Here is a 23,507-nt window from a genome sequence, read left to right as displayed (position 1 = left end):
GGGCTGCTGGCGGCCGCCAGCGCCAGCAACAGCAGGGCCAGCCACGGGGCCGCGGCCGCCCAGGGCGCCAGCCAGGGGACCAACGACTGCCGCAACGGGCGGCGGCGGGCGCGGGCGGCGACGGCCTCAACGCGGGGGTTGCTCATCGCTCGGTCCCCCCCAGCCAGCGCAGAAACGGCAGCACGAAGCTGACCAGCGGACGCCGCTCCAGTTCAACCCGGGCCAGGGCCGGCGTGCCGTTCTCAAGCTCAAGATCGGGGCCGTTGCCACCGCTCCAGCGCAGGCCGCTGGGGGTGGCCGCCGGCTCCAGATCCACCAGCACCAGCATCACCGGCGCGGTGACCTTGTTGCCCAGGGTGGCGAGCGGATCGCCGCCTTCCCCGAAGGCCTCCTGGCGGCTGCGAGCCGCCAGGCTGGCCGCCAGATCGCTGTCGCCCAGCACATGGGTGAGCGCTTCGGCATCCAGGGAGATCGGTGACAACGAACGGATGCGGCCCGTCAGCGCGCCGTAGCGCTGCGCGGTGCCGCCGTAGCGGTCACGGCTCTGAAGCTGGGGTTCCACCTGGACCCGGGCTCCGGGCCGCAGGCGGCTGGTGTCGGCCTCGGTGAACAGGGTGATGGCGGTGCGGTGGCGTGACACCGCCTGCGGAGGGGCTCCGACTACCGCGATCCGCTGGCCCGGAACCACCGCCTGCCCCGGGGCCACCAGCAGCGACAACAGCGTGCCGGCGCGGGGGGAGAACACCTGCTGGCTGACCAGCTGGGCCTGCAGTTCGGCGCGGCCGGCCTCCAGCTGGGCGATCTGACCTTCCAGGGCACGGATCTGGCTCCGGTTGCGCAGGTAGAGGTCCTGAGCGCCCACCCAGAGCGGGCTGTAGCGCGGAATCACCTCGTCGCGCCGCAGCGATTCGAGGGCGGCGAGCTGTTGGCCGATCGGCTGATTGCTTGTGCGCAGGGTGTCGATCTGGCTGCGCATCGCCTGCTGCTGGAGATCGATCGCCTGGTTCTGGCGCCGGATCGCCTCAGGGTTGGCCGCCACCCAGCCGCCCCCCGGTGCCGCCTGATCAACCCGATTGATCGTGGCCAGCAGCTGGCCCTGACGCAGCGGCGCCCCCACCTCCGCCGCCAGGCGCTGAATCTGGCCGGCGGAGCGGGCATAGACGCCGGCGCGGCTGTCCGGCTCCATCAGCAGGGCGCCGCCATGCACCAGCACAGGCACCCCGGGGGCGAAGGCCCAGGTCAGCGCCAGGGCACTCACGGCCGCGATCGGCAGCAGTCGGGGCAACAGCGGCGCTGGCGCCGTGGTGGTGCTGGCCGGCGCTTCGGGCATTCGCCACAGGCCCGAAGGGCACCACCGAAAGGAGCACGTAGGGTACGCGCCACGTCCGGTGGTGTCGATTGGTTGGCCGCAGCTGCCGAGGCCAGAGCGCCTGGTGGGCCATCGCCTGGCCGCTGCTGACGGCCACCGTGGCCATGCCAGCCACAGCGGCCACACCAGGCCCGCCTCCGGCCGTGCTGCGCCTCAGCCTCGAGCAGGCGCTGGCCCTGGGGCTGGAGCGTTCGCTGCCGCTGCAGAGCGCCGCGGTGGCCATCGAGCAGAACCGCTCGCTCGTGGCACTGGCCAGCAGCGCCTTCCTGCCGAAGCTGGATCTGCTGGGCCTGGGCACCTACGCCCAGGTGGGCACCGACATCAACTTCATCAGCAATGTCTCCACCATCGGCGACCTCAACCTCAACCTGGGCAGCCAGGGGTATGCGGTGGTGCAGAACGCCTTCGGCAATCTCGGTCTGGCGCTCAGTTATCCGCTGATCGATTTTCGCCGTGGCCCGCTCAGGGATGCCGCCAGGGCCAACCTGGCGGCCGCACGGTCGCAGCAAATGGAGCAGCAGCGGATCAGTCGCTTCGCCATCACCGCCGCCTACCTCCATCTGCAGCTCGCCGATGCATTGATCCCGGTGTGGCAGCGGTCGCTGGACGTGTCCACGCGGCTGCGCCGGGACGTGAACGCCATCCGGGCCCGCGGCCTGGCCAGCCGCAGCGACAGCGCCCAGGCCGAGGCCTTGCTCGAGAACGACCGGCGCGGCCTGGCAGAGGCCGAAGCCCAGGTGGAAATCAGCCGCAGCGGGCTGGCGCGGCTGCTTGCCCTACCCGCGGCTCAGGCCGTGGCCGCCACAGATCGCCTGCAGCCCGGACCGGCCTGGGCACAGGATCTGCCCGCCACGATCCGCCGCTCACTGCTGGATCGCCCCAGCCTCGCCGCGCTGGAGCAGCAGCGCCAGGCCCAGCTGGCCCAGGTGCAGCTGGCCAGGGCCGCGCGGCTGCCGTCGGTGGGGCTGTTGCTCGGGGGCGGCATCAATGCCAACCGGATCAACCTGCCGGTGCTGTCGACCAGCACCACCGTGGGGCTTTCCTCGGGCCCCAGCGCCGCCTTGCCGCAACAGAGCGCCGGCGCCAGCCAGTCGGGCAGCTTCTACGACTGGGGCGCCCTGATCAGCCTGCGCCAGCCCCTGTTCGACGGCGGCAGCGCCCGGGCCGCCACCGCCGTGGCGCAACGGCAGGTGGAGCAGCAGCAAATCGCCATCGCCAGCGCCGAGCAGGCAATCATTCAAAACGTGGAAACCTGGTGGCAGACCCACCGCGCCACCGCCGCTCAGATCACCGCTGCCGCCGCCGCCGCCCGTGCCGGTGAGCTGGCGGTTCGCGATGCCGAGTTGCGCTATCGCGCCGGCATCAGCCCGATCCTGGAGGTGATGATCACCCAGCGGGATCTGCAGCTGGCCCGCACTGCCCTGGCGGTGTCCGTCCACCGCTGGAACCTCAGCCGCGCCGGCCTGGAGCTGGAAACCGGCGCCGCAGCGCCCCAGCCCAGCTCCGCAATGCCAGCGCCCAGCCCCACAGCGCCCTGACACCGCCGGCTCAGCCGAACGGCGACTCCTGGAACGGCCACACCCGCGGCAGCTGGGGCGGCGCCAGCCCCCGTTCAGCGCGAATGCGCGCCCAGAGGCGCGTGAACCAGTAGCGGGCCGCCTGGGTGGAAGGGCCCCGGTAGCGGGCCACCAGGCCCTGATCGAGGCGGCCGCAGGCCATCTCCCCCACCAGACCCTGGCGGTCGTCGCGGCAGCGCAGCAGCAGCTCCTCGCTCACCGGCGCCGGCGCCGCCCACACGAGGCTGCCGAAGACCGGAGCACCGCCCAGCCCGTGGGCGTGATCGAGGCTCCCGCCGCCCAGCTCCAGCCGATCGACCACGCTCCAGCGCCCTTCGCGGCGGATCGCCAACGAGGAGCGCCAGCGACCGGCGCCGAGGGATTCACCATCGGCGCTGCGGCCGAGCCGCACCACTTCGGCGCCCAGCCAGCTGGCTCCAGCCGCCAGCTCCACCCGGCTGTCCTGCTCGTAGAGCGCGCCGGCGTACAGCACCAGCTCCTGGGGCAGCCATTCGAGATCGGCGCCGTCTTCCAGGCGGAACGCCAGCAACTGCCGCGCCCACTGGCCCTCAGGCGCCAGGCGGGAGCGGCCGATCGAGCCATAGACCTTCTGCGCCGCCACGCTGGTGACGAGGGCCCGGCTGCCGGCCTCCAGCCGGGTGTCGATCGCCAGCTGATCGCCGCCCACCAGGCCGCCGGCGGTGTGCAGCAAGGGCAACTCACAGCGGCCATCGGCGCGGCTGAAGGCGCGTTGGATCTTCAGCGGCGAGGTGGCTCCCCCCTGGTGCAGGGTGAGCGGCGCCGAGGGCGAGAGGGCGAAGCGAAGACTGGCCTCACCACGCCAGCTGCTGGTGGATGGGGGCGGATCCGCAACGGTGACGTGGGCCAGGAGGGGAAGGGGCGGTGGGGCGATGCTGAGAGCGAAGCGGCGGTCATCAGGTAGCGGTCGTCACATTTCTCGCCCCTGCCCATGGCCATGGTGGCGCGCATGATCGTCCTTGACCGGCGCCTGAGCGCCCCGCCCGACGCCCCCTCCAGCCTGCGGCTGCCGCTCAGCGCCCAGCAGCGCGAGGGGCTGCGCGGCCATCGCCGCACCACCTGCGGCCAGGATCTGCTGCTGCAGCTGCCGCGCGGTGAAGCGCTCGAACCCGGCGAGTGGCTGAACAGCAGTGAGAGCGGCGTGGTGGTGCAGGTGGAAGCGGCTCCGGAGCCGTTGCTGCTGGCCCGCAGCGCCGACTCCCTCCAGCTGCTGCAGGCCGCTTATCACCTCGGCAACCGCCACGTGGCGCTGGAACTGCACCCGGGCGAGCTGCGCCTGCTGGAAGATCCGGTGCTGGAGGAACTGCTGCGCCACCGCGGCTTGGCCGTTCTCCACCTCGACGCACCGTTCCGGCCGGAACCGGGCGCCTATGCCGGCAAGGGCGGGCATGCGCACTGAGCCCCCAGCCCAGACCGGCGCGGCGCCGACCCGGTTGCTGTTGTTCCAGCTGATCAGTCCGGCGCTGCCGGTGGGGGCGTTCAGCTATTCGGAGGGTCTGGAAGTGCTGGTGCAGCAAGGCCGGATCAACTCCGCCGAGGCGCTGCACGGCTGGCTGGCGGCGGAACTGCAGCGGGGGACGCTGGGCGTGGAGGCAGCGGCCCTGGCGCCGCTGCTGCAGGCCATGGCGGCAGGGCAATGGAGCGCCGTGCACGATCTCGACGGCTGGCTGCTGGCCCTGCGGGAAGCCCCGGAGGTGCGCGCCCAGCAGCGCCAGATGGGCCGTTCCCTCATCCAGTTGCTGGGCGAACTGGGTTGGCGGCTACCGGCCGACGCGGGCCAGGGGGCGGCCACCACCTCTGCGGCATCCGCATCGGCGCAGGGGCTGGCCTGGCCGGCGGCCTGGGCCTGGGCCGGCCACTGCCTGGGTGTTCCCAGCACCGACCTGGTGGAGGCCTACCTCTATGCCTGGGTGGCCAGTCAGATCAGCGCGGCGGTGCGGCTGGTGCCGATCGGCCCCACCCAGGGGCAGGGGCTGCAGCTGCGCCTGGCACCGCTGCTGGCGCAGCGGGCCGCAGAGCTGGCCCACACCGACCCGCACACGTTGTGGTCAGGCGGTGTGGGCGCGGGGCTGGCCCAACTGGGGCACGCCGAGCTCTACTCACGGCTGTTCAGAAGTTGAGGGGAGGCGTAGCTGGGCACCGGTGGCAGGATTGCGCCCACTCGTCTGAAGCAACGCCATGAGCAAGCTGCGTGTCGGCGTGGCCGGACCGGTGGGCTCGGGCAAGACAGCCCTGGTGGAAGCCCTGTGCCGGCGGCTGCGCGAACGGCTGCAGTTGGCCGTGGTGACCAACGACATCTATACCCAGGAAGACGCCCAGTTCCTGACCCGTGCCGGTGCGCTCGAGCCGGAACGGATCCGCGGGGTGGAAACCGGTGGCTGCCCCCACACCGCCATCCGCGAAGACTGCTCGATCAACCGGGCGGCGGTGGAAGACCTGGAGGAGAGGTTTCCGGATCTCGACCTGGTGCTGGTGGAGAGCGGTGGCGACAATCTGGCGGCCAGCTTCAGCCCTGAACTGGTGGACCTCTGCATCTATGTGATCGATGTGGCGGCCGGCGACAAGATCCCCCGCAAAGGCGGGCCGGGCATCACCCGTTCTGATCTGCTCGTGATCAACAAGATCGACCTGGCGCCGATGGTGGGAGCGAGCCTCGAAGTGATGGAGGCGGACACCCGCCGCATGCGCGGTGATCGCCCCTGGTGCTTCACAAATCTGCGCAGTGGCGAAGGCCTTGATGCGGTGGAACGTTTTCTTTGCCGGCAACTTCCCGCTCCCGGGTCTTCGCTCTGATCGTTGCCATCGGAGCCGGCACTCGGCAGCGGCTGCGGCGTGTACAGACATGAGACGGCGAACCGCCCCTGGAGGCTGAACAGGGAATCAACACAGTGGCGGCGGCAAAGGGGGAAGCAATACCCAAAAAGCCCGTGCACAGGGGCTCTTCAGCCGTTTCTGTGCCTTTGGCGACAGGACTGACAAGACCGGCTCCGTATGTTCCGCAATGCCGTCAGCACTGCGGCAATTTCTTCACCTTGAACAGGCCCAATGGTTCCGTATTTCTCGAGGCGGCTGGTTGCCGGTCTTGCTGCAACTGCGATCACGGTATCCCTCGTCGCCTGCGGGGGCGGTGGCGGTGGGGATAGCGCTGGTTCTTTCGACGGAGAAGTGAAGGTTGGCATTCTTCACTCTCTGAGTGGAACGATGGCAATTTCTGAGACGACCCTGAAAGAGGTCGAAGAAATGGCTATCAAGGAAATCAATGATGCTGGCGGCGTCAAAGTTGGCGGCAAGTCCTACAAGATCGTTCCCGTCATTGAAGACGGTGCATCTGACTGGCCCACCTTCGCTGAGAAGTCGCAGAAGCTGATCGACTCCGACAACGTGGCCGTGGTGTTCGGCGGCTGGACCTCCGCCAGCCGCAAAGCCATGCTGCCGGTGTATGAGTCCAAGAACCACATGCTCTTCTACCCCATTCAGTATGAGGGTCAGGAGTGCTCCCGCAACATCTTCTACACCGGCGCCGTTCCCAACCAGCAGGCCGAGCCTGCGGTGGATTGGCTGATGAAGGAGTACGGCGAAAAGCTGGGCAAGAAGGTCTACCTGGTCGGTTCTGACTACGTCTACCCCCGCACCGCCAACACCATCATCAAGGAGCAGATGAAGGCGCTCGGCGGCGAAGTCGTCGGTGAGGATTACATCCCCCTCGGCAACACCGAGGTGGCGCCGATCATTGCCAAGATCAAGAAAGCCTTCCCTGATGGTGGCATCATCATCAACACCTTGAACGGTGACTCCAACGTCGCCCTGTTCAAGCAGTTCAAGGCTGCAGGCATCGATCCGGCCAAGTACCCGATCATGTCCTTCTCGATCGCAGAAGAGGAAATCCGCCAGATCGGCCCTGAGTACACCACCGGCACCTTCGCCGCGTGGAACTACTTCATGAGCCTGGATACACCGGCTTCGAAGAAGTTCGTTGCCGACTTCCAAGCGGCCTATGGGGCTGACCGTGTGGTGGGTGACCCTGCAGAGTCCGCCTACAACATGGTGTACCTGTGGAAGAACGCCGTTGAGAAGGCTGGCACCTTCGAAGATCTCGACAAGGTTCGGAAGACCATGATCGGCATCACCTTTGATGCCCCTCAAGGTGAGATCAAGATGTTCCCGAACCATCACACCTCTGAGCGTGTGATGATCGGCGAAGCCCTGCCCGATGGCCAGTTCAAGATCCTCTCTGACAGCGAGAAGGCCATTCCGCCCATCCCCTGGAACCAGTTCGTTCCTGAAACCAAGGGCTACACCTGCGACTGGACGCAGGACCGCCCGGATGCCGGCAAGTTCAAGATGTGATCGTGCCTGGGTGGCTTCTTCGGAAGCCACCCTTTCCTTTCACTTCTCCATTTCCTGTCTGGCCTGAGATTATCTTCGGCATTGAAGCCTGCCTATCACTTTCGATAGCTCCTTCGATCGCCCCAGCCCTCAGGACATCATGTTCACGAGACTTGCAGACAACACCAGAGAGATCAGCCAGTAACGGATTGTTCTCTCTGGATTTATCATTTTTCAGACGATTCCAGCCATTGCTTCGCGTATTGAAGCGGCCTACACGGAGGTGGCACCATCTTGGCGTCTGCCCATGCACCGGCTGATGGGCTCAGGCCAATCTGTCACTGCGCCCCTGACGCTCTGCAGAGAGGCCCCGATCAAGCTTCACGCACAAAAACAGTTCGCAATATCACTTGATACAGCCGCAAGGCTCCTGTTGATCCAAGGTTAATCCCACTCGCACGGAACAGCCCCCCAGTGGAACTTTTCTTCTCGCAGATTCTTGATGGCTTGAGCATCGGCTCGGTGCTGCTGCTCGCCGCCACGGGTCTCGCCATCGTGTTTGGCCTCATGGGGGTCATCAACCTGGCTCATGGTGAGTTCATGATGCTGGGTGCCTATATCACCTTTGTGGTCCAGAACCTGTTTCGGCCCATGGGCGGTGTGGTGTTTGAGCTCTACTACCCCGTGGCACTCGTGGCCGCTTTCTTCATCACCGCCATCTTCGGCGTGGTGCTGGAGCGAACCCTGATCCGCAAGCTCTACGGAAGACCACTGGAAACGCTGCTGGCCACCTGGGGGGTGAGCCTGATCCTGATCCAGCTGATTCGAAGCATCTCCACCTCCATGGTGATCGGCATCGCCGCAGCTGTGGTCATCGGCTTCTTCGGTGGGAAGTTTCTCGGCAAAAAGATCGGTGATCGTCCCGCGTTCCCTTACCTCAACGGCGTGCTTTGGGCCGTGGCTGTGGCCATCGGCCTGGTGGTTGTGAATTCCTTCTCCTCTGTGCGGGCCATCGCCAGCCCCTGGTTCGGGCCGCGCAACATTGACGTGACAGCACCCAAGTGGCTGCAAGGCAGCTGGGGCGAGATCGGCGGAATTGAACTGCCTGGCCTGAGGATTTTCATCATTCTGTTGTCCGCAGTGCTGCTGCTGTTCGTGATGTGGTTCCTCACCAAGAGCGTGTGGGGCCTCCGCATCCGGGCTGTCACCCAGAACCGGCAGATGAGCAACTGCCTGGGCATTCCCACCGACAGCGTCGACAGCATCACGTTCGGACTCGGTTCAGGTCTGGCAGGAGTCGCCGGCTGCGCCATCACCTTGCTGGGATCCGTGGGCCCGAACCTGGGAGCGGCCTACATCGTGTCCTGCTTCATGGTGATCGTGCTGGGGGGCGTGGGAAACCTGCTGGGCACGGTGCTGGCTTCTCTGATCCTCGGCATCATTCAATCGGTGGTGGGTTCCGGATCGCTGTTGATCGTGTTCCCGGATATGCCGCCTGCGGCCAAAGGGGTGGTGGAATTCTTCGCCACAACAAGCATGTCGCTGGTGCTTGTATTCATCTTCATCATTGCCTTCCTGCAGTTCCGCCCCAACGGCATGTTCCCTCAGAAGGGGAGATCGGTAGATGCTTGATGCGCCGCTGCCAACAACCAAGCTCCTTCCATCTGCTCCGTCTCCACTGAGGTCCCAGCCATGAAACTTCTCAAGCGACTCGTTCCCTGGATTCTCCTCGCCATCGCGCTGTTCATCCTTCCAGCGGTCCTCAGTGATTTCCGCATCAACCTGTTTGGCCGCTATTTCTCACTGGCGATCACAGCGCTTGCTATCGACCTGATCTGGGGCTACACGGGGCTTCTGAGCCTTGGGCAAGGCATCTTCTTCGCCCTGGGTGGCTATGGGGTAGCGATGTACCTCACTCTCAACACCCCCAGTGAAGCGGGCGGTAATGGCATCCCCAAGTTCTTTGAGAACTACGGCGTGGAACAGCTGCCCTTCTTCTGGCAGCCCTTCTGGTCGCCCGCCTTCACGCTGATCGCACTTTGGGTGTTGCCCGCGATCGTGGCAGGCCTGGTGGGCTACCTGATCTTCAGAAACCGGATCAAGGGGGTCTACTTCTCGATCATCACCCAGGCGGCGTTGATGGTCTTCTTCCACTTCTTTAACGGCCAGCAGAAGCTGATCAATGGCACCAACGGCCTGAAAACCAGCACCACCGAGCTGTTCGGCATGCTGGTGGGCTCCAGCGAGATGCAGATCTGGCTCTACCGCCTCACGGTTGTTCTCATACCTGTAGCCTTTCTGATCTGCCGCTATTTCACTTCCGGCCGCTTCGGCGATGCCTTGATTGCCATCCGAGATGATGAGCAGCGCTTCCGTTTCGCTGGCTTCAATCCCGTTCCCTTCAAAACGATCGTCTTCCTCGTTGCCGGCGCCCTCTGCGGCATCTCAGGCGCTCTTTACACCGTTCAGAGCGGTATTGTCTCCCCGCAATACATGTCGATCTCCTTTTCGATCGAGATGGTGATCTGGGTGGCTGTGGGGGGACGCGGCACCCTGGTGGGCCCGATCATCGGCGCCGTTCTGGTCAACTATCTGCGCAGCCTGGTGAGCGAAGCGCTTCCCGAGTTCTGGCTGTTCGTGCAGGGGGCACTGTTCATCTTCGTGGTGGTGCTGATGCCGGATGGCATCTACGGCTGGGTATCCAAAGGAGGCCTGCGCACCTTGCTGGCCGCCTTCGGCATCGCTCCTAAAGCTCGTACCTACCCCCAGATCGACCAGGAGGGCCCTGGTATGGAAATGAAGAGCCCCGCCCCCACCGATTCCTCGGCCTGAGGCCTAGGCCGCTGGCTGGCCGGAGGAAGCCCGACGACATCAAGGCCAGACATCAAGGCAGAAAGTCAATGATCCTGGGCTACCACCCTCACGGCTCCATCAGATCCATCCACTCCATCCTCATCCCATCGGGCCCTTCAGCTCACACGTCCACCAGGCAAACCCGCTGCCCAGCCCCCCTTCCACAGACCCCCTGAAACACCCTGGCGATCATGTCTGAAACACTCCTTGAACTTCACGACGTCAGCGTCAGCTTTGATGGTTTCTTCGCCCTGACCGATCTTTCACTCACCCTGCAGAAAGGCGAACTGAAGTCGATCATCGGGCCCAATGGCGCCGGCAAGACCACCTTCCTTGATGTGATCACAGGCAAGGTGCGCCCCACCAAGGGAACTGTCACCTTCAAAGGAAAGTCGTTGGTGGGGCTCTCCGAGCAGAAGATCTCAAGGCAGGGAATCGGCAGGAAGTTCCAGACCCCACGGGTGTTTGACAACCTCACAGTGCTGCGCAACCTGGAACTGGCCGCCTCGCCGAACAAGAACCCCCTCAGCCTTCTCTCCGACAAGCTGCCGAAGGCCGCCAAGGATGAGGTGCATCGTCTGATGAGCTACGTGGGCCTCACCCCCTTCGCCACCACTCAGGCGGGTTCACTCTCCCACGGGCAGAAGCAATGGCTGGCGATTGCTTCCCTCGTGGCTCAGTCGCCGGAGGTGCTGCTGCTCGACGAGCCCGTGGCCGGGCTCACCGATGAAGAAACGGTTCGTACCGCTGAATTGATCAAGTCACTGGCGGGCGATCACACCGTTGTGGTGATCGAACACGACATGGAATTCATCCGGGACCTCAATGCCCCCGTCACCGTGCTGCACCAAGGGCAACTGCTCACCCAGGGCCTGCTGGAGGATGTGAAGAAAGATCCCCGGGTGATTGAGGTCTACCTGGGCCCAGCCGAGGAATAAGCGGTTTCCACCACTCGCCTGACACCAACCCACAGCTGCCATGACAACCGACAACCTCCTTTCCGTCTCTAACCTCAACGTTTACTACGGCGAAAGCCACATTCTTCGCAATGTGGATCTCTCCATCCCTAAAGGGCAGATGGTGTGCCTGATCGGTCGCAACGGCGTGGGCAAAACCACGTTCCTCAAAACGATCATCGGTCTGCTCAAGCAACGCTCCGGCAGCGTCCAGTACGACGACCAGGCCCTGAGCGATCAGCCCCCCTACCAACGGGCCCGCTCCGGCATCGGCTATGTGTCCCAGGGGCGTGACATCATTCCGCAGGTGACGGTGAAGGAAAACCTTCTGCTGGGAATGGAAGCGCTCCCTGGTGGCATGGCGAAGAACCGCCACATCGACCCGATCGTGTTTGATCTGTTTCCAATTCTCGAGAAGTTTTTGTCCCGAAAAGGCGGTGATCTCAGCGGCGGACAACAGCAACAGCTAGCCATCGCTCGCGCTCTGCTGGGCAAGCCGAAATTGCTGCTGCTGGATGAGCCCACCGAAGGCATTCAGCCGTCCATCATCCACGACATCGAAGTGGCGGTGAAACGGATCATGAAGGAAACCGGAATCAGCGTGCTGCTGGTGGAGCAACACCTTCACTTCGTGCGCCAGTCCAACTACTACTACGCCATGCAACGCGGCGGCATCGTTTCTAGTGGCCCCACCGAGAGCCTCTCCGATGATGTGGTCCAGGAATTCCTCACGGTGTGAGGGCACTCCAAGGGAGCGCCCTTTTGCATACAGGCTGTTTGTTGCATCCGGCCCATTGCATACTGCCTGTTGCATACGGCCATCCGAATGCAACGCGATACAGCCTGGATGACACATCTTTGCAGTCAACTGTGTCATCACAGGTGTCAACTCTCCCGTGCAGCTGTTTGGATGCCAGCCGTTTACGTGCAACCCGTTTACGTGCCAGCTTCTTTCCGATCAGCTCCTTGCAGGCGGTGGTCTCAGCCGCCAGAGTTGGAGGCCATGACCGACCATGGTGCGAGCTGTATGAGCTGCAGCCTTTCTGCCTGCTGACTCCTGTGACTCCTGCCTCCTGACTGCTGCCCGCGGCTCAGCAACCGCGGGTGACCATCCAGGGGCGAGCCGCACTTTCCCTGAGCCGGGGCTTGGGGCTTTCTTCGCGCACTTCCTTGCGGACCAGCCGGGGCTCACTGGCTTCCTGCTTGAGGCGGAAGCCACCGGACAGTGTCAATGGCGGGCTGAACACTCTGTTACCGGGATTGCCACAACTCGGACAGTCCGTATCGTTCTGGCGGGCGTCGATGCTGCGCCACACCTCGTAGTTGTCGCAGCCGGAGGTGCAGCTGAATTCGTAGACAGGCATGGAGAAGAGGAGAAAAACAGGGAGCACCAGCTGGCGGGTCGTTTTCAAAGAACCGAGTGATTCCCGCAACAACCCTGCTGCGCTGATGGGAGTTGGAGCCGACAGCGACAGGGGAGGCGGCGGCCCGCAGGGATGGCCGTAGCCGTCACCAACAACGTTGGCGACAACCACGGCCAGCAGAGGGGGAGGGAGCCATGACGTGGAGCCGGCGTGGAGCCACCGAACACCCACCTTGCCGAGGCAGAGGCGGCGGTGGCCCCTTGCGGGCCATCAACAGGGAAGAATGTCCTGGTCGAAGATGGAGGTGGGAATCGCCAGGGTGCAGCAGGCATTGGGAATGTCCACGATGCCGCTGATCCTGCCCTCCACCGGCGCACAGCTCAGCAGCAGGTAGGCCTGCTCACCGGTGTAGCCGAAGCGCTTGAGATACTCAATGGCGTTCAGGCAGGCGCGTCGGTAGGCGATGTGCACGTCCATGTAGTGCTGCTTGCCTTCGAATTCATCCACGGAGATGCCTTCGAACACCAGATAGTCGGTGAAGTGGGGCTCCACCGGGCTGGTCTTGAACATGGGATTGACCATCCCATACTTTTCGACGCCACCTTTGATGATCTCCACATGCAGATCGAGGTAGCCCGACATTTCAATCGCGCCACAGAAGGAGATTTCCCCATCGCCCTGGGAGAAGTGGATATCGCCCATCGAGAGCTTGGCGCCTTCCACATACACGGGGAAGTAAATGCGGGTGCCCTTGGTGAGGTTCTTGATGTCGCAGTTGCCGCCGTGCTCACGGGGCGGCACGGTGCGGGCCGCTTCGTTGGCCACACGCTCGAAATCGGCGCTGGGCAGCGTGCCGAGGATGGCGCTGTTGGGGTTGGGCAGGGCCGCCAGCACGGGCTCGCTGCCGGAGAGGCCGGCGCCATAGGTGCGCCGATCCGGGGCCGTGTTCACCAGCTCGGTTTCGCGGCGGTTCCATTCGCGCAGCAGCTCGTGGGAGGGCGCACAACCGATCAGGCCGGGGTGGGTGATGCCGGCGAAACGCACACCGGGGATATGGCGCGATGAGGTGTAGATGCCTTCGAAATCCCAGATCGCTTTGGCTGCCTTGGGGAAGTGATCGGTGAGGAAGCCGCCGCCATTCTCTTTGGCAAAAATCCCGGTGAAGCCCCACTCATCTCCCTGCAGCGCACCCACATCAAGGATGTCAACCACAAGAATATCGCCAGGTTGAGCTCCATTCACCCAGATCGGGCCGCTGAGCACGTGCACCACTTCCAGGTTCACATCAGCGATATCCTGGGGGTCGTCATTGTCCTTGATCTGGCCATCCGTCCAGTCCTTGCATTCGATCCGGAAAACCTCACCGGGGTTGACAGAAACGACGGCGGGGATATCGGGATGCCAGCGGTTGTGGCCCGGCATGTCCTGTTGATCCATCGGCTTGGTGAGATCAACCTTGAACAGCGTTTTTGGCATCGCAAACGAGGCGTGGTTTCATCTCCATCGAAATCCACAGGTGGATTCGCGGAAGTGTCATCGGCTACCAGACCCACCCAGTTTGGCTGCGGCAACACAGGCGTGCATGCCGCAGCAGCACAGCACACAGCGGCGGCAGGATCTGCAGAGCCGATCCGTTATGTCGCTGGCCGCGCCGTGCTGTCGTTGAAGGTGCCGCGGCGGCAGAGATTGTCCTTGAGGCGATCGGTCCAGGCTTGACGCGAGAGCACTCCCGTGCTGTCAACACCACCATCGAAATGATAAAGAATCTGCCAACGCGTAGCGGTGGAAAACTTTCCAGCGTCGGCGAGATCGTTCAGTTGATTGCCATAAATGTTGTCATACGTGGGCCAGTTCGGCTCGTTCTCGAGGCTGCAGACCGCATTGACCTGATACAGCCTGGCGCTGCTGTCTGGCTGCCCCTCCGTCTGCACGCGCACCACGCCTTTGTAGAGGCCGTTGGGCAGCCCTGGCACGAAGGCCTTGGCCAGGGTCACATTGGCGGTGCCCGCCCGCACCAGCAGATCGCCGATCTCGGCCTGCTGAGCGGGTGTTTCGAGGGGAGCCGTGCGGCAGGCACTCAGGCTCAAAGCCGCCACCACCATCGCTGCCGCTGCGCTCCAGGCCCGTCCGGACGCCAACCCCATCACCCAGCTCTGCACCGTGAAGCCTCAGAACATAGGCTCGCCGCCCATGGCGGCGGTGGCCGGCGGCGGCGAAGGTCACCCAGCTGCCAGCAGCCGGCGCCAGAACGCTTCCGGCTCCGGCTCCAGCGGCTGCGGGGAACCGTTCACACTCAAGGCCGGACGGCAGCCGAGGCTGTTGATCAGCAGCACGGCACTGCCTGGGCCCAGAGGACAGGGACCTTCGCGGACCAGGCCCAGCGCCAGGGCGCGGCCCCGCATCACCCCCGGCAGGCAGCCGCTGGCCAGGGGCGGTGTGAACCACTGGCCGTCACGCCGCACCAGCAGGTTGGCCGTGGTAGCGCAGCAGAGGCCGCCGGCCGTGCTCTCCAGCAGGGCATCGGCGGCGCCGGCGGCCCGGGCCTCACGCCGCGCCTCGATGGCGGGCCCGTAGGCGAAGGTTTTGCAGCGGCTCAGCAGGCTGGAGGCGTTGCGCCGCTCCCTGCGGCTGACAATCACCGGCACGGGGTCGAACTGCGGCGCCGCGGCCGTGAGCTGCAGCCAGAAGCGGGGCTGCAGTGATGGGGCACCGGGTGCCGGCAGCTCCACACCCCGCGGCCCCGTCGCCCCACCAGCGCCAGCCTCCACCGCCGGCGCGCCGCGGCTCCAGTTCAGGCGCAGCGCGCCGGTGTGGATGCCGCTGCGGGACACCGCCTCCGCCAGCAGGGCGCGCACCCGCTCATCGCCGGGGGGTGGCTCCATGCCCAGCAGGGCGGCGCTCTGCGACCAGCGCTGCAGGTGGGCACTCAGCAGCAGCGGCTGCCCCGCTTCCACCAGCAGGGTTTCGAACAGGCCGTCGGCCAGTTGCAGGCCCCGATCGGCCAGGGGCAGGGCCAGCTCGGCCGGTGCTCCCCAGAGCCCCGCCGCCCCCGGAGCGCCGCTGGGCTCAATCCAGGCGATCGCCTGCATCAGCACCCTCCAGCTGCGGGGCCTGGCGCGACGGCCGCCAGCAGCGGGCCCAGCTTCCAGAGCAGCTCCTCGGCCTCCGCCGCCGGGTCGGAGTCGGCCACGATGCCGCAGCCGGCATGGGCGCGCAGGCGCCGCCCCCGCAGCATCAGGCTGCGGATCAGGATGTTGCTGTCGAAGCTGCCATCGGCGCCGAAGCGGAACAGGGCGCCGCAGTAGGGGCCTCGGGGCACGGGCTCCCGTTCGCTCAGGCGCTGGCAGGCCCGCACCTTGGGGGCGCCGCTGATCGAGCCACCAGGCCAGGAGGCGCGCAGCAGCTCCACCACGCTGCAGTCGGCGCGCAGCTGCCCCTCCACCACCGAGGTGAGGTGGTGCACGTGCGGGTAGCTTTCCAGCCCCACCAACTGGGGCACCTGAATCGAGCCCGGCACGCACACCCGGCCGAGATCGTTGCGGAGCAGATCCACGATCATCACGTTCTCGGCGCGGTCCTTGGGGCTGGTGATCAGCTCGGCGGCGGCGGCGGCATCGGCTTCCGGATCGCCATGGCGCGGGCGGGTGCCCTTGATCGGCCGGGTTTCCACCCAGCCGGTGGCGCTCACCCGCAGAAAGCGTTCCGGGGACGCCGAGAGCACCGCCTCGTCGCCAGCCACCAGGAGGCCGGCAAAGGGCGCCGGGCAGGAGCGGCGCAGCCGGCCGTACAGGGCCAGCGGGTCGGGGGGCGCAGCCAGGCTGGCCTCACAGCAGGCGGTGAGGTTGGCCTGGAACAGATCACCGGCGGCGATCCAGCGGCGCAGATCCGTCACCTGGCGGGCGAAGGTGGCGGGATCGGTGTGCCAGTGCCAGTGTTCTGCGGCCACACCGGCCCCGCTGCCGGGCGCAGGGCCTTCAGCCGGGTCAGCAGCTGAGCCAGCAGGCGTGTCGGCCGCCGGCACCAGAGCCGCGAGCCGCTCTGCCATTGCCGTCAGCCGGGCGGGATCCAACCCTTCCAGCTCCAGTCGACGCTCCTGCAGATCGAAGCGCAGCACGGGGTCGTAGCGGCCTGCCCAGAGCAGGGCCGTATCGGGCGAGCGCCAGTGGGCGGCAGGCTCCACCCACGCCCCGGCCTCGTAGGCGAGCCAGCCGAACCAGCTGCCTGGCCGTTCCCGCAGGCGCGCGAGGGCCACGAACGGATCGGCGGCTTCCGGCTCACCCGGCAGCCCCCGGCACACCACCTGCTCCAGAGGAGCCACGCCCAGGAAGCCCCAACGCCCCAGCGCACTGCCATCGCCATCGAGCCAGGCGAGGCCATCGCCGCTGCCCGCGGCGGCCAGGGCGAGGGCCACCTCCCAGGGGTCGCGCCACGGCAGTGAGCGGCGCAGCAGCGGCGGCTGCGCCCCGGAACCCGGCGTCATGCCGACGGCCCGCCCCAGCTGCCGCCTCCATCGCTGGCCAGGTCCGGGCGGCCCGCCTCCCGCAGGGCGGCATCGCGGATGCGGCAGCTGTCGCAGCGCCCGCAGGGCCGGGCGCCGCCGGCGTAGCAACTCCAGGTGCGGGCGATCGGCACGCCCAGACGCAGCGCCTCCTGCACGATCCGGGTCTTGCTCCACGTCACCAGGGGCGCCCACAACCGGGCGCCGTGGCCCTCGCGGCCGCTCTTGCTGGCCAGATCAGCCAGCTGCTGGAAGGCGGCGAGGTAATCGGGGCGGCAATCGGGATAGCCGGAGTAGTCGATGGCGTTCACCCCCAGCACCAGCCGCTCGGCCCCGCGCGCTTCAGCCAGGCTCAGGCCGAGGGCGATGAACACGGTGTTGCGGCCCGGCACGTAGGTGGTGGGAATCACCCCCTCCTCCACACCGGCCACCGGCAGCGCCATGGAGGCATCGGTGAGGGCTGAGCCGCCCCAGGCCGCCAGGTTCACCGCCAGGGTGTGGTGCTCCGCCAGGGCCAGGTCGGTCGCCAGGGCGGCGGCCGCGGCCAGCTCCTGACGGTGACGCTGGCCGTAGTCGAGCGACAGGCCGATCACGTGGTAGCCCGCTTCGATCGCCAGGGCCGCAGCGGTGGCCGAATCGAGGCCGCCGGAGAGCAGGGCGACCGCGACGGGTGGGGGGGCGGAGCTCACGGCGAAGCAGGCGTGTCAGGCGTCACGGGCGGCGGCGTCGTGGGTGCGGAGGGCGCCACAGGGGGCTGGGTTGGGATGGCGGGTGGCGTCACCGGCTCAGCGGGCGGCGGCGCCGTGGTGTCGCCGGGGTCGGTGGGCGGCGGCTGGGGCGGCTCCGGCGGCGGCGCATCGGCGCGCAACGACAGGGTGATCATCGCCGGGGCCACACCGTCGTTGGTGACCAGCAGCTGCACTTCGGTGCCCGGCACCGGCGGCAGGGTCACCACCCGCAGCGGGCCCTTCGGCTCCAGCAGGCTGCCGGCAGCGTTGTAGACGCTCATCTGCATCAACGGCGAGCCGTTGACACCGAGCACCAGCCGGTACCCCGCCGGCAGCCGGATCGGGAACAACCGCGCCCCACCGGCGCCGAGCGAAGCGGAAAGGGCCTTCACCTCGCCCGCTGTGGCCTGGATCGGTTCGATCTGCAGGGTTTCCAGCGTCTGCTCGCCGGCGGCATACCAGAGCTGGCGGAAGGGCTCGGCGGGGATGTCGGCGCCGGCACGACCGGGCAGCAACGCCTGGGCATTGCCGGAAATCAGTTGGCGCAGCACCGGCGAACTCACCCCCTGGGCGGCGAGCTGACGCTGGCGGGCCTCCCAGTCGGCGGTGGAAAAAGAGCCCAACCTGCGGCGGAGCGGCGGCGGCAGCTGCTCCACCCGGGCCAGCCATTCCTCCGCCAGGGCGTTCCACACCTTGCGCAGGGGGGCGTCCTCGATCGAGTCGTTGGGCAGACGGCCGCCACGCTCGGGGAACTGGGCCAGCAGGTTGGCGTCCACCAACCGCAGGAACCAGCTGCGGTTGATCTGCAGCGCCCGCAGGCGGTTCAGCAACTGCTGGCGCTGATCGACCTCACCGGGGGGGAGGCTGGCGGTGAGCTCGCGGGGCTGTTCAGCCGGGCGATTGGCGGGGGCATCACCGCGGCCCAGCAGCCACCAGCCCGCGGTGATGCCCACCACAGCCGACACCACCAGGGCCACCACCACCGGCCAGAGCCGCCCTTCCACCGCCTCCTCCTTCTGCTGCTGCCGGCTGAGCGGCGGCATGGGCGGTGGCGGTGGCCGCCGCTCCACGACCCGGGGCTCGGGAGCCGGTGCTGCAGCCGCAGGGACCGGCGCGGCCGTGAGCGGGGCGGCTGCAGAGTTGGTGGTGGAGGCCGCGGCCTGCTCGGCAGGCGCAGGGTCCGCAGCGTCGATGCCGGCCAGTCCCGGCGAAACGGCGGCGGGGGGCACGAGCATCAGGGTGCGATCGGCGCGGGCCACCGGGCCCGTGCTTTCCGGCATCGGCAGCGCCTGGAAGGCAACGAGGGCCTGCGGCGTGCTGGCAAAGCGGGCGGTGGGATCGGCACTGATCAGCCGCTCCAGGGCGGCGCGGAACGGTGGGTCGAGGCTGAGGCCGTCGGGCCAGCGCCAGGCCAGGCTCACCGGATCGAGCAGGGCGGCGGGATCCTCACCGCTGAGCAGCACCAGCGCCACCACCCCCAGGCCGTGCAGGTCCATCCAGGGCAGCAGCGGAGCGCCGGCCACCTGCTCCGGCGGCGCATAGCCCGGGGTGGCGCCGGCGGCGGCCTGGCCTGGGCCGGTCCAGCCGATGTCGAGCAGTACCGGCAGACCGTCGCGGTCACGGCGCAGCAGGTTGGCGGGGGTGAGATCGCCGTGGCAGATCTCCTGGCCGTGCAGCACCGCCAGCACCGGCAGCAGCTGGCGCAGCAGCAGCAGCACCTCACCGGGGCCGAACACCAGCTGGCGACCCCGCCGCGCCTCCAGCAGCTCCTGGTAGGTGCGCCCGTCCTGCCACTCGCGCACCAGCCAGAGCTGGCCGTCCCGCTGGATCGTTTCCCCGAAGCGGGGCACCTGGGGGTGGAGCAGGGCCTGCAGGCGGCTCCAGCCCGCCCGCGCCCCGGCCTGATCGAAGCCGGGCCCCAGCTGCCGCAGGGCCACGGGCGCCTCGCCGGCCAGCAGATCACTGGCGCGCCACAGCACCCCCTGAGGACCGCTGGCCACCTCCATCTCCAGGCGGTAGCGATCGGCGATCACCGCACCGGCGGCCGCCCCGGGCTGGTCAGCCATGGGTGGGCCGGTCCTGCGGGACGCCATCCAGCAAGCCCCGTTCGGGCTGGCGCAGGCCGCGGCCGGCCAGCCAGTCGGCGTCGTAGAGGCGGGAGCGGTAGCGGTCGCCGCCGTCGCAGAGCACGGTCACGATCGTGTGGCCCGGACCGAGGCGCCGGGCGGTCTCCACCGCCGCGGCCACGTTGATGCCCACCGAGCCGCCCATGAACAGACCTTCGCGCCAGAGCAGCTGGTAGATGGTGTCGAGCGCGGCCTGGTCGTCGATGCGCACGGCGTCATCGATCGGGGCACCCTCCAGATTGGCGGTGACGCGGCTGTTGCCGATCCCCTCGGTGATGGAGGTGCCTTCGGCCTGCAGCGCCCCGGCGGTGGCCCAGCTGTAGAGGGCACTGCCGTGGGGATCGGCCAGCACGCAGCGCACCTGGGAGGAGCGCTCCTTGAGGAAGAGGGCCACGCCGGCGTAGGTGCCGCCGGTGCCCGTGGCCGACACCCAGGCGTCGATGCGGCCGCCCGTCTGCTCCCAGATCTCCGGACCGGTGCTGGCGTAGTGGGCGCGGCGGTTGGCCAGGTTGTCGAACTGATTGGCCCAGACGGCACCGGGCGTTTCGGCGGCGATGCGTCCCGAGAGCTTCACGTAGTTGTTGGGATCGCGGTACGGCACCGCCGGCACCGTGCGCACCTCGGCGCCGAGGCTGCGCAGCAGGCCGATCTTCTCGGCCGACTGGGTGTCCGGGATGACGATCAGAGCCTTGTAGCCGCGGGCATTGCAGAGGTGGGTGAGGCCGATGCCGGTGTTGCCGGCGGTGCCCTCCACTACGGTGCCGCCCGGGTCGAGGGCGCCGCTGGCTTCCGCCTCCAGCAGGATGCCCAGGGCAGCGCGGTCCTTCACCGATCCGCCGGGGTTCATGAACTCGGCCTTGCCGAGGATCTCGCAGCCGGTGAGCTCGCTGAGCAGCCCCAGCCGGATCAGCGGGGTGTTGCCCACCGCACCGACGAAGCCCTGGGTGGTTCCCGCCCGGGCGACGGCCATGGCCCTGCCGCTGCTGATCGAACCGGCGGTGCTGCCCATCGCGCCTGTGAGAGAAGAAATCGCTCTGGAGATGATCGTAGGGGCGGCAGCCCTGACGGCCGATTCCTTCTAGCCTCAGGCGAGCAGCCCTCTGGCCATGGCCTCCGCCGCCCCCACCGAGGCCCTGCTGCGGCGGCTTCATGCCGTGCGCGCCCACAGCGAGGCGCTGATCGCGGAGCTGGAGCCGGAAGATCTGTGCCTGCAGGGCATGGCGGACGCCAGCCCGCCCAAGTGGCACCTGGGGCACACCACCTGGTTCTTCGACACCTTCCTGCTCACGCCCCACCTGCCGGGTCATGAGCCGGCGGAGAGCCGCTGGAGCTTCCTGTTCAATTCCTATTACGACGCGATCGGGGCGCGCCACCCCCGGCCGCAGCGGGGACTGCTGAGCCGGCCACCCCTGGCGGCGGTGCTCGCCTGGCGGCGGCGGGTCGATGCGGGGCTGGAGGCCCTGGTGGAGCAGCTGAGCGCCGGGCCCGCCACGGCGGCGGCGCCGCTGTGGGAGCTGCTGGAGCTGGGTCTGCAGCACGAGCAGCAGCACCAGGAGCTGCTGCTGATGGATCTGCTCGACGGCTTCAGCCGCAACCCGCTGGAGCCGGCGGTGGAGCCCTCGGGCCGGGGTGCCGAAGCCACCTACGAAACGCTGGTGGCCGCCGCTGACGCCGCCCCCGGCAGCACCCCCAACCCGCCCGCGTCCGCCTGGCTGCACTGGCCGGGAGGGCTGGTGGAGATCGGTCACGCCGAGGCTGGCGCCGGCCCCGAGGGCCCGTCCGGCGCCTTCCATTTCGACAACGAAAGCCCCCGTCACCGCCAGTGGCTCGAGCCCTTCGCGCTGGCCCCCCGGCTGGTGTCGAACGGGGAGTACGCCGCCTTCATCGCCGCGGGCGGCTACCGCCGGCCGGAGCTGTGGATGAGCGAGGGCTGGCAGGTCTGTCAGCAGCGCGGCTGGCAGGCGCCCCGCTACTGGCGCGGCAGCGGCGCCCCCGAGGGCTGGTCGTGGGAGTTCACGCTGGCGGGACGGCGCCCCCTGCACCCGGCCGCACCCGTGCGGCACCTCAGCTGGTTCGAAGCCGACGCGTATGCCCGCTGGGCCGAGGCCCGCCTGCCGAGCGAAGCGGAGTGGGAAGTGGCCGCCGCCACGCCACCCCCGGCGGGCGGCAGCGGCGGGCTGGAAGCCCTGCAGGGGGTGCTGTGGCAGTGGACGTCCAGCCCCTACCGTCCGTATCCGGGCTTCCGGCCCGCCGCCGGAGCGGTGGGCGAATACAACGGCAAATTCATGAGTTCCCAGATGGTCCTGCGCGGCAGCAGTTTCCTCACACCGCCGGGCCACGGCCGCCTCACTTACCGCAACTTCTTTCCGCCCGCGAGCCGCTGGCTGGCCGGCGGCCTGCGCCTCGCCCGGGACGGCCGATGAGCGCCCCCTCCGCTGCCCTGCAGCGCGGGCCGGCCGCCGTCGACCTGCTCGACCTGCATCCCGTCGCCGCCGACATGCGGCGGCTGGTGGTGGAGGGCCTGTCGCGCAGCCCCCGCCAGCTGCCCGCCTGGTTCCTCTACGACGCCGAGGGCTCGCGTCTGTTCGACCGCATCTGCGAGCAGCCGGAATACGCACTCACCGCCACCGAAACCGCCCTGCTGGAGCGGGAGGCGCCGGCGATGGCGGCGGCGCTCGGCGCCGGCGTGCCGGTGGAATTCGGCGCCGGCAGCGCCCGCAAGGTGTCGCCGCTGCTGGAGGCCCTGGCACCCCCGGCCTATGTGGCGCTCGACATCAGCTCCGAGCACCTCGCCGGTGCCTGCCGGGCACTGCAGGCCCGCCATCCGGCCATTCCCGTGCTCGGCATCTGCTGCGATTACAGCCAGCTGCTCACCCTGCCGGCCCACCCCCTGCTCGATGGCCAGCGGCTGCTGGGCTTCTACCCGGGCAGCTCGCTCGGCAACTTCGCCCCCAGCGAGGCGGTGGCCCTGCTGCGTCAGTTCGCCCGGCTGCTGGGGCCCGAGGGTCGTCTGTTGATCGGCATCGACCAACCCCGGGCCGCGGCCCAGCTGGAGGCCGCCTACGACGATGCCGCGGGCTGGTCGGCCGCCTTTGCCCGCAACCTGCTGGTGCGGCTCAACCGGGAGCTGGGGGGCAACTTCGCGCCGGAGCGCTTCCGCTACCGCGCCCGCTGGCAGCCGCAGCAGAGCCGCATCGAGATGGCGCTGGTGAGCACCTGCCACCAGGTGGTGGACGTGGCGGGCCGGCGCTGGCCGTTCGCCGCCGGCGAGGCGCTGGTCACCGAGCACAGCCACAAGTACGACCCCGCGGCCTTCACGGCCCTGGCGGCCGCGGCCGGCTGGCGGGCCCAGGCGCGCTGGGCCGATCCCGGCGAGAGCTTCAGCCTGCACCTGCTCGCTCCGCAGGCGCCAGGCAGACTTGAACCAGTCGAGGCCAGCCGATGAGCCGGGAAGACCAACGCAAGGCGATGCGCACCACGCGCGAGCAATTGATCGCCGAGCTCGAGGAGCTCTACCGCCAGGCCTTCGATCGCATCGGCAGCGAAGACCTGGGCGAAGGGGCGATCGCCCGCCTCACGCAGCTGCTGCTGCGCTCCCGCGATGGCGCGATCACGCCGCTGCAGGAAGAGATCGAGGCGCCGCTGATCACGCGGGCACCGGAATGAAGGGTGGGTCGTGGCGGGGGCAGCGG

At 67.8% G+C, this 23,507-nt stretch carries 22 protein-coding genes; 12 read left to right on the top strand and 10 right to left on the bottom strand.

The features are described 5' to 3' along the window. Positions 1-142: 142 nt before the first annotated feature. Complete coding sequence (locus KBY86_RS14000) at positions 143-1,330, bottom strand: hypothetical protein (RefSeq protein WP_094513870.1); 1,188 nt, start codon at positions 1,328-1,330, stop codon at positions 143-145. A gap of 143 nt (positions 1,331-1,473) precedes the next feature. Between KBY86_RS14000 and KBY86_RS13995 the strand changes: the two genes are divergently transcribed. Then, a complete protein-coding gene (locus KBY86_RS13995) occupies positions 1,474-2,907 on the top strand; it encodes a TolC family protein (RefSeq protein WP_255141572.1) in 1,434 nt (477 codons plus the stop codon). 10 nt (positions 2,908-2,917) lie between these two features. On the opposite strand, the gene KBY86_RS13990 is transcribed toward KBY86_RS13995, so the two are convergent. Beyond that, on the bottom strand, positions 2,918-3,814 hold the full coding sequence (locus tag KBY86_RS13990) for an urease accessory protein UreD (RefSeq protein ID WP_399221609.1): 897 nt from the start codon (positions 3,812-3,814) through the stop codon (positions 2,918-2,920). Positions 3,815-3,913: 99 nt separating this feature from the next. On the opposite strand from KBY86_RS13990, the gene ureE reads away from it, so the two are divergent. From ureE to urtE, 8 genes are all read left to right on the top strand, one after another. Then, positions 3,914-4,363 carry an urease accessory protein UreE gene (ureE, locus tag KBY86_RS13985; RefSeq protein ID WP_233133081.1) on the top strand — a complete coding sequence of 150 codons (450 nt, stop codon included), beginning with the start codon at positions 3,914-3,916 and terminating at the stop codon, positions 4,361-4,363. After that, complete coding sequence (locus KBY86_RS13980) at positions 4,353-5,084, top strand: urease accessory protein UreF (protein ID WP_255141571.1); 732 nt, start codon at positions 4,353-4,355, stop codon at positions 5,082-5,084. The genes ureE and KBY86_RS13980 overlap by 11 nt, the downstream gene beginning before the upstream one ends. A gap of 58 nt (positions 5,085-5,142) precedes the next feature. Next, positions 5,143-5,757 (top strand): urease accessory protein UreG, encoded by a 615-nt coding sequence (gene ureG, locus KBY86_RS13975; RefSeq protein WP_094513883.1) that lies wholly within the window; start codon positions 5,143-5,145, stop codon positions 5,755-5,757. Between the two features lie 252 nt (positions 5,758-6,009). Continuing rightward, entirely contained in the window at positions 6,010-7,311 is a 1,302-nt protein-coding gene (urtA, locus tag KBY86_RS13970) for an urea ABC transporter substrate-binding protein (protein WP_255141570.1), read from the top strand. A gap of 453 nt (positions 7,312-7,764) precedes the next feature. Further along, positions 7,765-8,922, top strand: coding sequence for an urea ABC transporter permease subunit UrtB (gene urtB / locus KBY86_RS13965; protein WP_255100557.1), 1,158 nt, complete (start codon positions 7,765-7,767; stop codon positions 8,920-8,922). Positions 8,923-8,982: 60 nt separating this feature from the next. Continuing rightward, positions 8,983-10,122, top strand: coding sequence for an urea ABC transporter permease subunit UrtC (urtC, locus tag KBY86_RS13960; protein WP_255141569.1), 1,140 nt, complete (start codon positions 8,983-8,985; stop codon positions 10,120-10,122). 212 nt (positions 10,123-10,334) lie between these two features. Further along, positions 10,335-11,081, top strand: coding sequence for an urea ABC transporter ATP-binding protein UrtD (gene urtD / locus KBY86_RS13955; RefSeq protein WP_094513892.1), 747 nt, complete (start codon positions 10,335-10,337; stop codon positions 11,079-11,081). Between the two features lie 40 nt (positions 11,082-11,121). After that, on the top strand, positions 11,122-11,838 hold the full coding sequence (gene urtE / locus KBY86_RS13950) for an urea ABC transporter ATP-binding subunit UrtE (protein ID WP_094513894.1): 717 nt from the start codon (positions 11,122-11,124) through the stop codon (positions 11,836-11,838). Between the two features lie 352 nt (positions 11,839-12,190). Here urtE and KBY86_RS13945 read toward each other — a convergent pair whose 3' ends face one another. The 8 genes from KBY86_RS13945 to KBY86_RS13910 all read right to left on the bottom strand — a co-directional run bounded on the left by KBY86_RS13945 (position 12,191) and on the right by KBY86_RS13910 (position 20,785). Continuing rightward, positions 12,191-12,463, bottom strand: coding sequence for an FmdB family zinc ribbon protein (locus tag KBY86_RS13945; RefSeq protein ID WP_255141567.1), 273 nt, complete (start codon positions 12,461-12,463; stop codon positions 12,191-12,193). A gap of 270 nt (positions 12,464-12,733) precedes the next feature. Beyond that, entirely contained in the window at positions 12,734-13,939 is a 1,206-nt protein-coding gene (fmdA, locus tag KBY86_RS13940) for a formamidase (RefSeq protein ID WP_094513897.1), read from the bottom strand. Between the two features lie 158 nt (positions 13,940-14,097). Beyond that, positions 14,098-14,601, bottom strand: a complete 504-nt coding sequence (locus KBY86_RS13935) for a hypothetical protein (protein WP_255141566.1) — start codon at positions 14,599-14,601, stop codon at positions 14,098-14,100. 81 nt (positions 14,602-14,682) lie between these two features. Continuing rightward, positions 14,683-15,552: an aminotransferase class IV gene (locus KBY86_RS13930; protein ID WP_255141564.1), complete on the bottom strand. Its 870-nt coding sequence runs from the start codon at positions 15,550-15,552 to the stop codon at positions 14,683-14,685. Continuing rightward, entirely contained in the window at positions 15,552-16,943 is a 1,392-nt protein-coding gene (locus tag KBY86_RS13925) for an anthranilate synthase component I family protein (protein ID WP_255141562.1), read from the bottom strand. The genes KBY86_RS13930 and KBY86_RS13925 overlap by 1 nt, the downstream gene beginning before the upstream one ends. Beyond that, the gene (gene queC, locus KBY86_RS13920) at positions 16,940-17,650 is read right to left on the bottom strand and encodes a 7-cyano-7-deazaguanine synthase QueC (protein ID WP_255141560.1); all 711 of its coding nucleotides are present in this window, start codon (positions 17,648-17,650) and stop codon (positions 16,940-16,942) included. The genes KBY86_RS13925 and queC overlap by 4 nt, the downstream gene beginning before the upstream one ends. Further along, positions 17,647-19,755: a protein kinase domain-containing protein gene (locus KBY86_RS15175; RefSeq protein WP_261347626.1), complete on the bottom strand. Its 2,109-nt coding sequence runs from the start codon at positions 19,753-19,755 to the stop codon at positions 17,647-17,649. Before KBY86_RS15175 ends, queC begins: the two co-directional genes overlap by 4 nt. Further along, entirely contained in the window at positions 19,748-20,785 is a 1,038-nt protein-coding gene (locus KBY86_RS13910; RefSeq protein WP_094514022.1) for a cysteine synthase A, read from the bottom strand. The genes KBY86_RS15175 and KBY86_RS13910 overlap by 8 nt, the downstream gene beginning before the upstream one ends. A gap of 136 nt (positions 20,786-20,921) precedes the next feature. Between KBY86_RS13910 and egtB the strand changes: the two genes are divergently transcribed. The 3 genes from egtB to KBY86_RS13895 are packed head-to-tail and all read left to right on the top strand — an operon-like array spanning position 20,922 to position 23,481. Next, on the top strand, positions 20,922-22,238 hold the full coding sequence (egtB, locus tag KBY86_RS13905; protein WP_255141558.1) for an ergothioneine biosynthesis protein EgtB: 1,317 nt from the start codon (positions 20,922-20,924) through the stop codon (positions 22,236-22,238). After that, entirely contained in the window at positions 22,235-23,260 is a 1,026-nt protein-coding gene (gene egtD / locus KBY86_RS13900; RefSeq protein ID WP_255141557.1) for an L-histidine N(alpha)-methyltransferase, read from the top strand. The genes egtB and egtD overlap by 4 nt, the downstream gene beginning before the upstream one ends. Next, the gene (locus KBY86_RS13895) at positions 23,257-23,481 is read left to right on the top strand and encodes a hercynine metabolism small protein (protein ID WP_094513910.1); all 225 of its coding nucleotides are present in this window, start codon (positions 23,257-23,259) and stop codon (positions 23,479-23,481) included. The genes egtD and KBY86_RS13895 overlap by 4 nt, the downstream gene beginning before the upstream one ends. Positions 23,482-23,507: the final 26 nt, after the last annotated feature.

This window comes from Synechococcus sp. Lug-A (genome assembly GCF_024345655.1).
Lineage (GTDB): Bacteria > Cyanobacteriota > Cyanobacteriia > PCC-6307 > Cyanobiaceae > MW101C3.
Note: the sequence above shows the minus strand (reverse complement) of the source record. Positions and strands in the feature narration are given on the sequence as shown.

Excerpts from the sequence above, each read along its gene's own strand:
- KBY86_RS14000 (WP_094513870.1), bottom strand. The coding sequence starts at position 1,330 with ATGCCCGAAGCGCCGGCCAGCACCACCACGGCGCCAGCGCCGCTGTTG.
- KBY86_RS13995 (WP_255141572.1), top strand. The coding sequence starts at position 1,474 with ATGCCAGCCACAGCGGCCACACCAGGCCCGCCTCCGGCCGTGCTGCGC.
- ureE (WP_233133081.1), top strand. The coding sequence starts at position 3,914 with ATGATCGTCCTTGACCGGCGCCTGAGCGCCCCGCCCGACGCCCCCTCC.
- KBY86_RS13980 (WP_255141571.1), top strand. The coding sequence starts at position 4,353 with ATGCGCACTGAGCCCCCAGCCCAGACCGGCGCGGCGCCGACCCGGTTG.
- ureG (WP_094513883.1), top strand. The coding sequence starts at position 5,143 with ATGAGCAAGCTGCGTGTCGGCGTGGCCGGACCGGTGGGCTCGGGCAAG.
- urtA (WP_255141570.1), top strand. The coding sequence starts at position 6,010 with ATGGTTCCGTATTTCTCGAGGCGGCTGGTTGCCGGTCTTGCTGCAACT.
- urtC (WP_255141569.1), top strand. The coding sequence starts at position 8,983 with ATGAAACTTCTCAAGCGACTCGTTCCCTGGATTCTCCTCGCCATCGCG.
- urtD (WP_094513892.1), top strand. The coding sequence starts at position 10,335 with ATGTCTGAAACACTCCTTGAACTTCACGACGTCAGCGTCAGCTTTGAT.
- urtE (WP_094513894.1), top strand. The coding sequence starts at position 11,122 with ATGACAACCGACAACCTCCTTTCCGTCTCTAACCTCAACGTTTACTAC.
- KBY86_RS13945 (WP_255141567.1), bottom strand. The coding sequence starts at position 12,463 with ATGCCTGTCTACGAATTCAGCTGCACCTCCGGCTGCGACAACTACGAG.
- fmdA (WP_094513897.1), bottom strand. The coding sequence starts at position 13,939 with ATGCCAAAAACGCTGTTCAAGGTTGATCTCACCAAGCCGATGGATCAA.
- KBY86_RS13930 (WP_255141564.1), bottom strand. The coding sequence starts at position 15,552 with ATGCAGGCGATCGCCTGGATTGAGCCCAGCGGCGCTCCGGGGGCGGCG.
- KBY86_RS13925 (WP_255141562.1), bottom strand. The coding sequence starts at position 16,943 with ATGACGCCGGGTTCCGGGGCGCAGCCGCCGCTGCTGCGCCGCTCACTG.
- KBY86_RS15175 (WP_261347626.1), bottom strand. The coding sequence starts at position 19,755 with ATGGCTGACCAGCCCGGGGCGGCCGCCGGTGCGGTGATCGCCGATCGC.
- KBY86_RS13910 (WP_094514022.1), bottom strand. The coding sequence starts at position 20,785 with ATGGCCGTCGCCCGGGCGGGAACCACCCAGGGCTTCGTCGGTGCGGTG.
- egtB (WP_255141558.1), top strand. The coding sequence starts at position 20,922 with ATGGCCTCCGCCGCCCCCACCGAGGCCCTGCTGCGGCGGCTTCATGCC.
- egtD (WP_255141557.1), top strand. The coding sequence starts at position 22,235 with ATGAGCGCCCCCTCCGCTGCCCTGCAGCGCGGGCCGGCCGCCGTCGAC.
- KBY86_RS13895 (WP_094513910.1), top strand. The coding sequence starts at position 23,257 with ATGAGCCGGGAAGACCAACGCAAGGCGATGCGCACCACGCGCGAGCAA.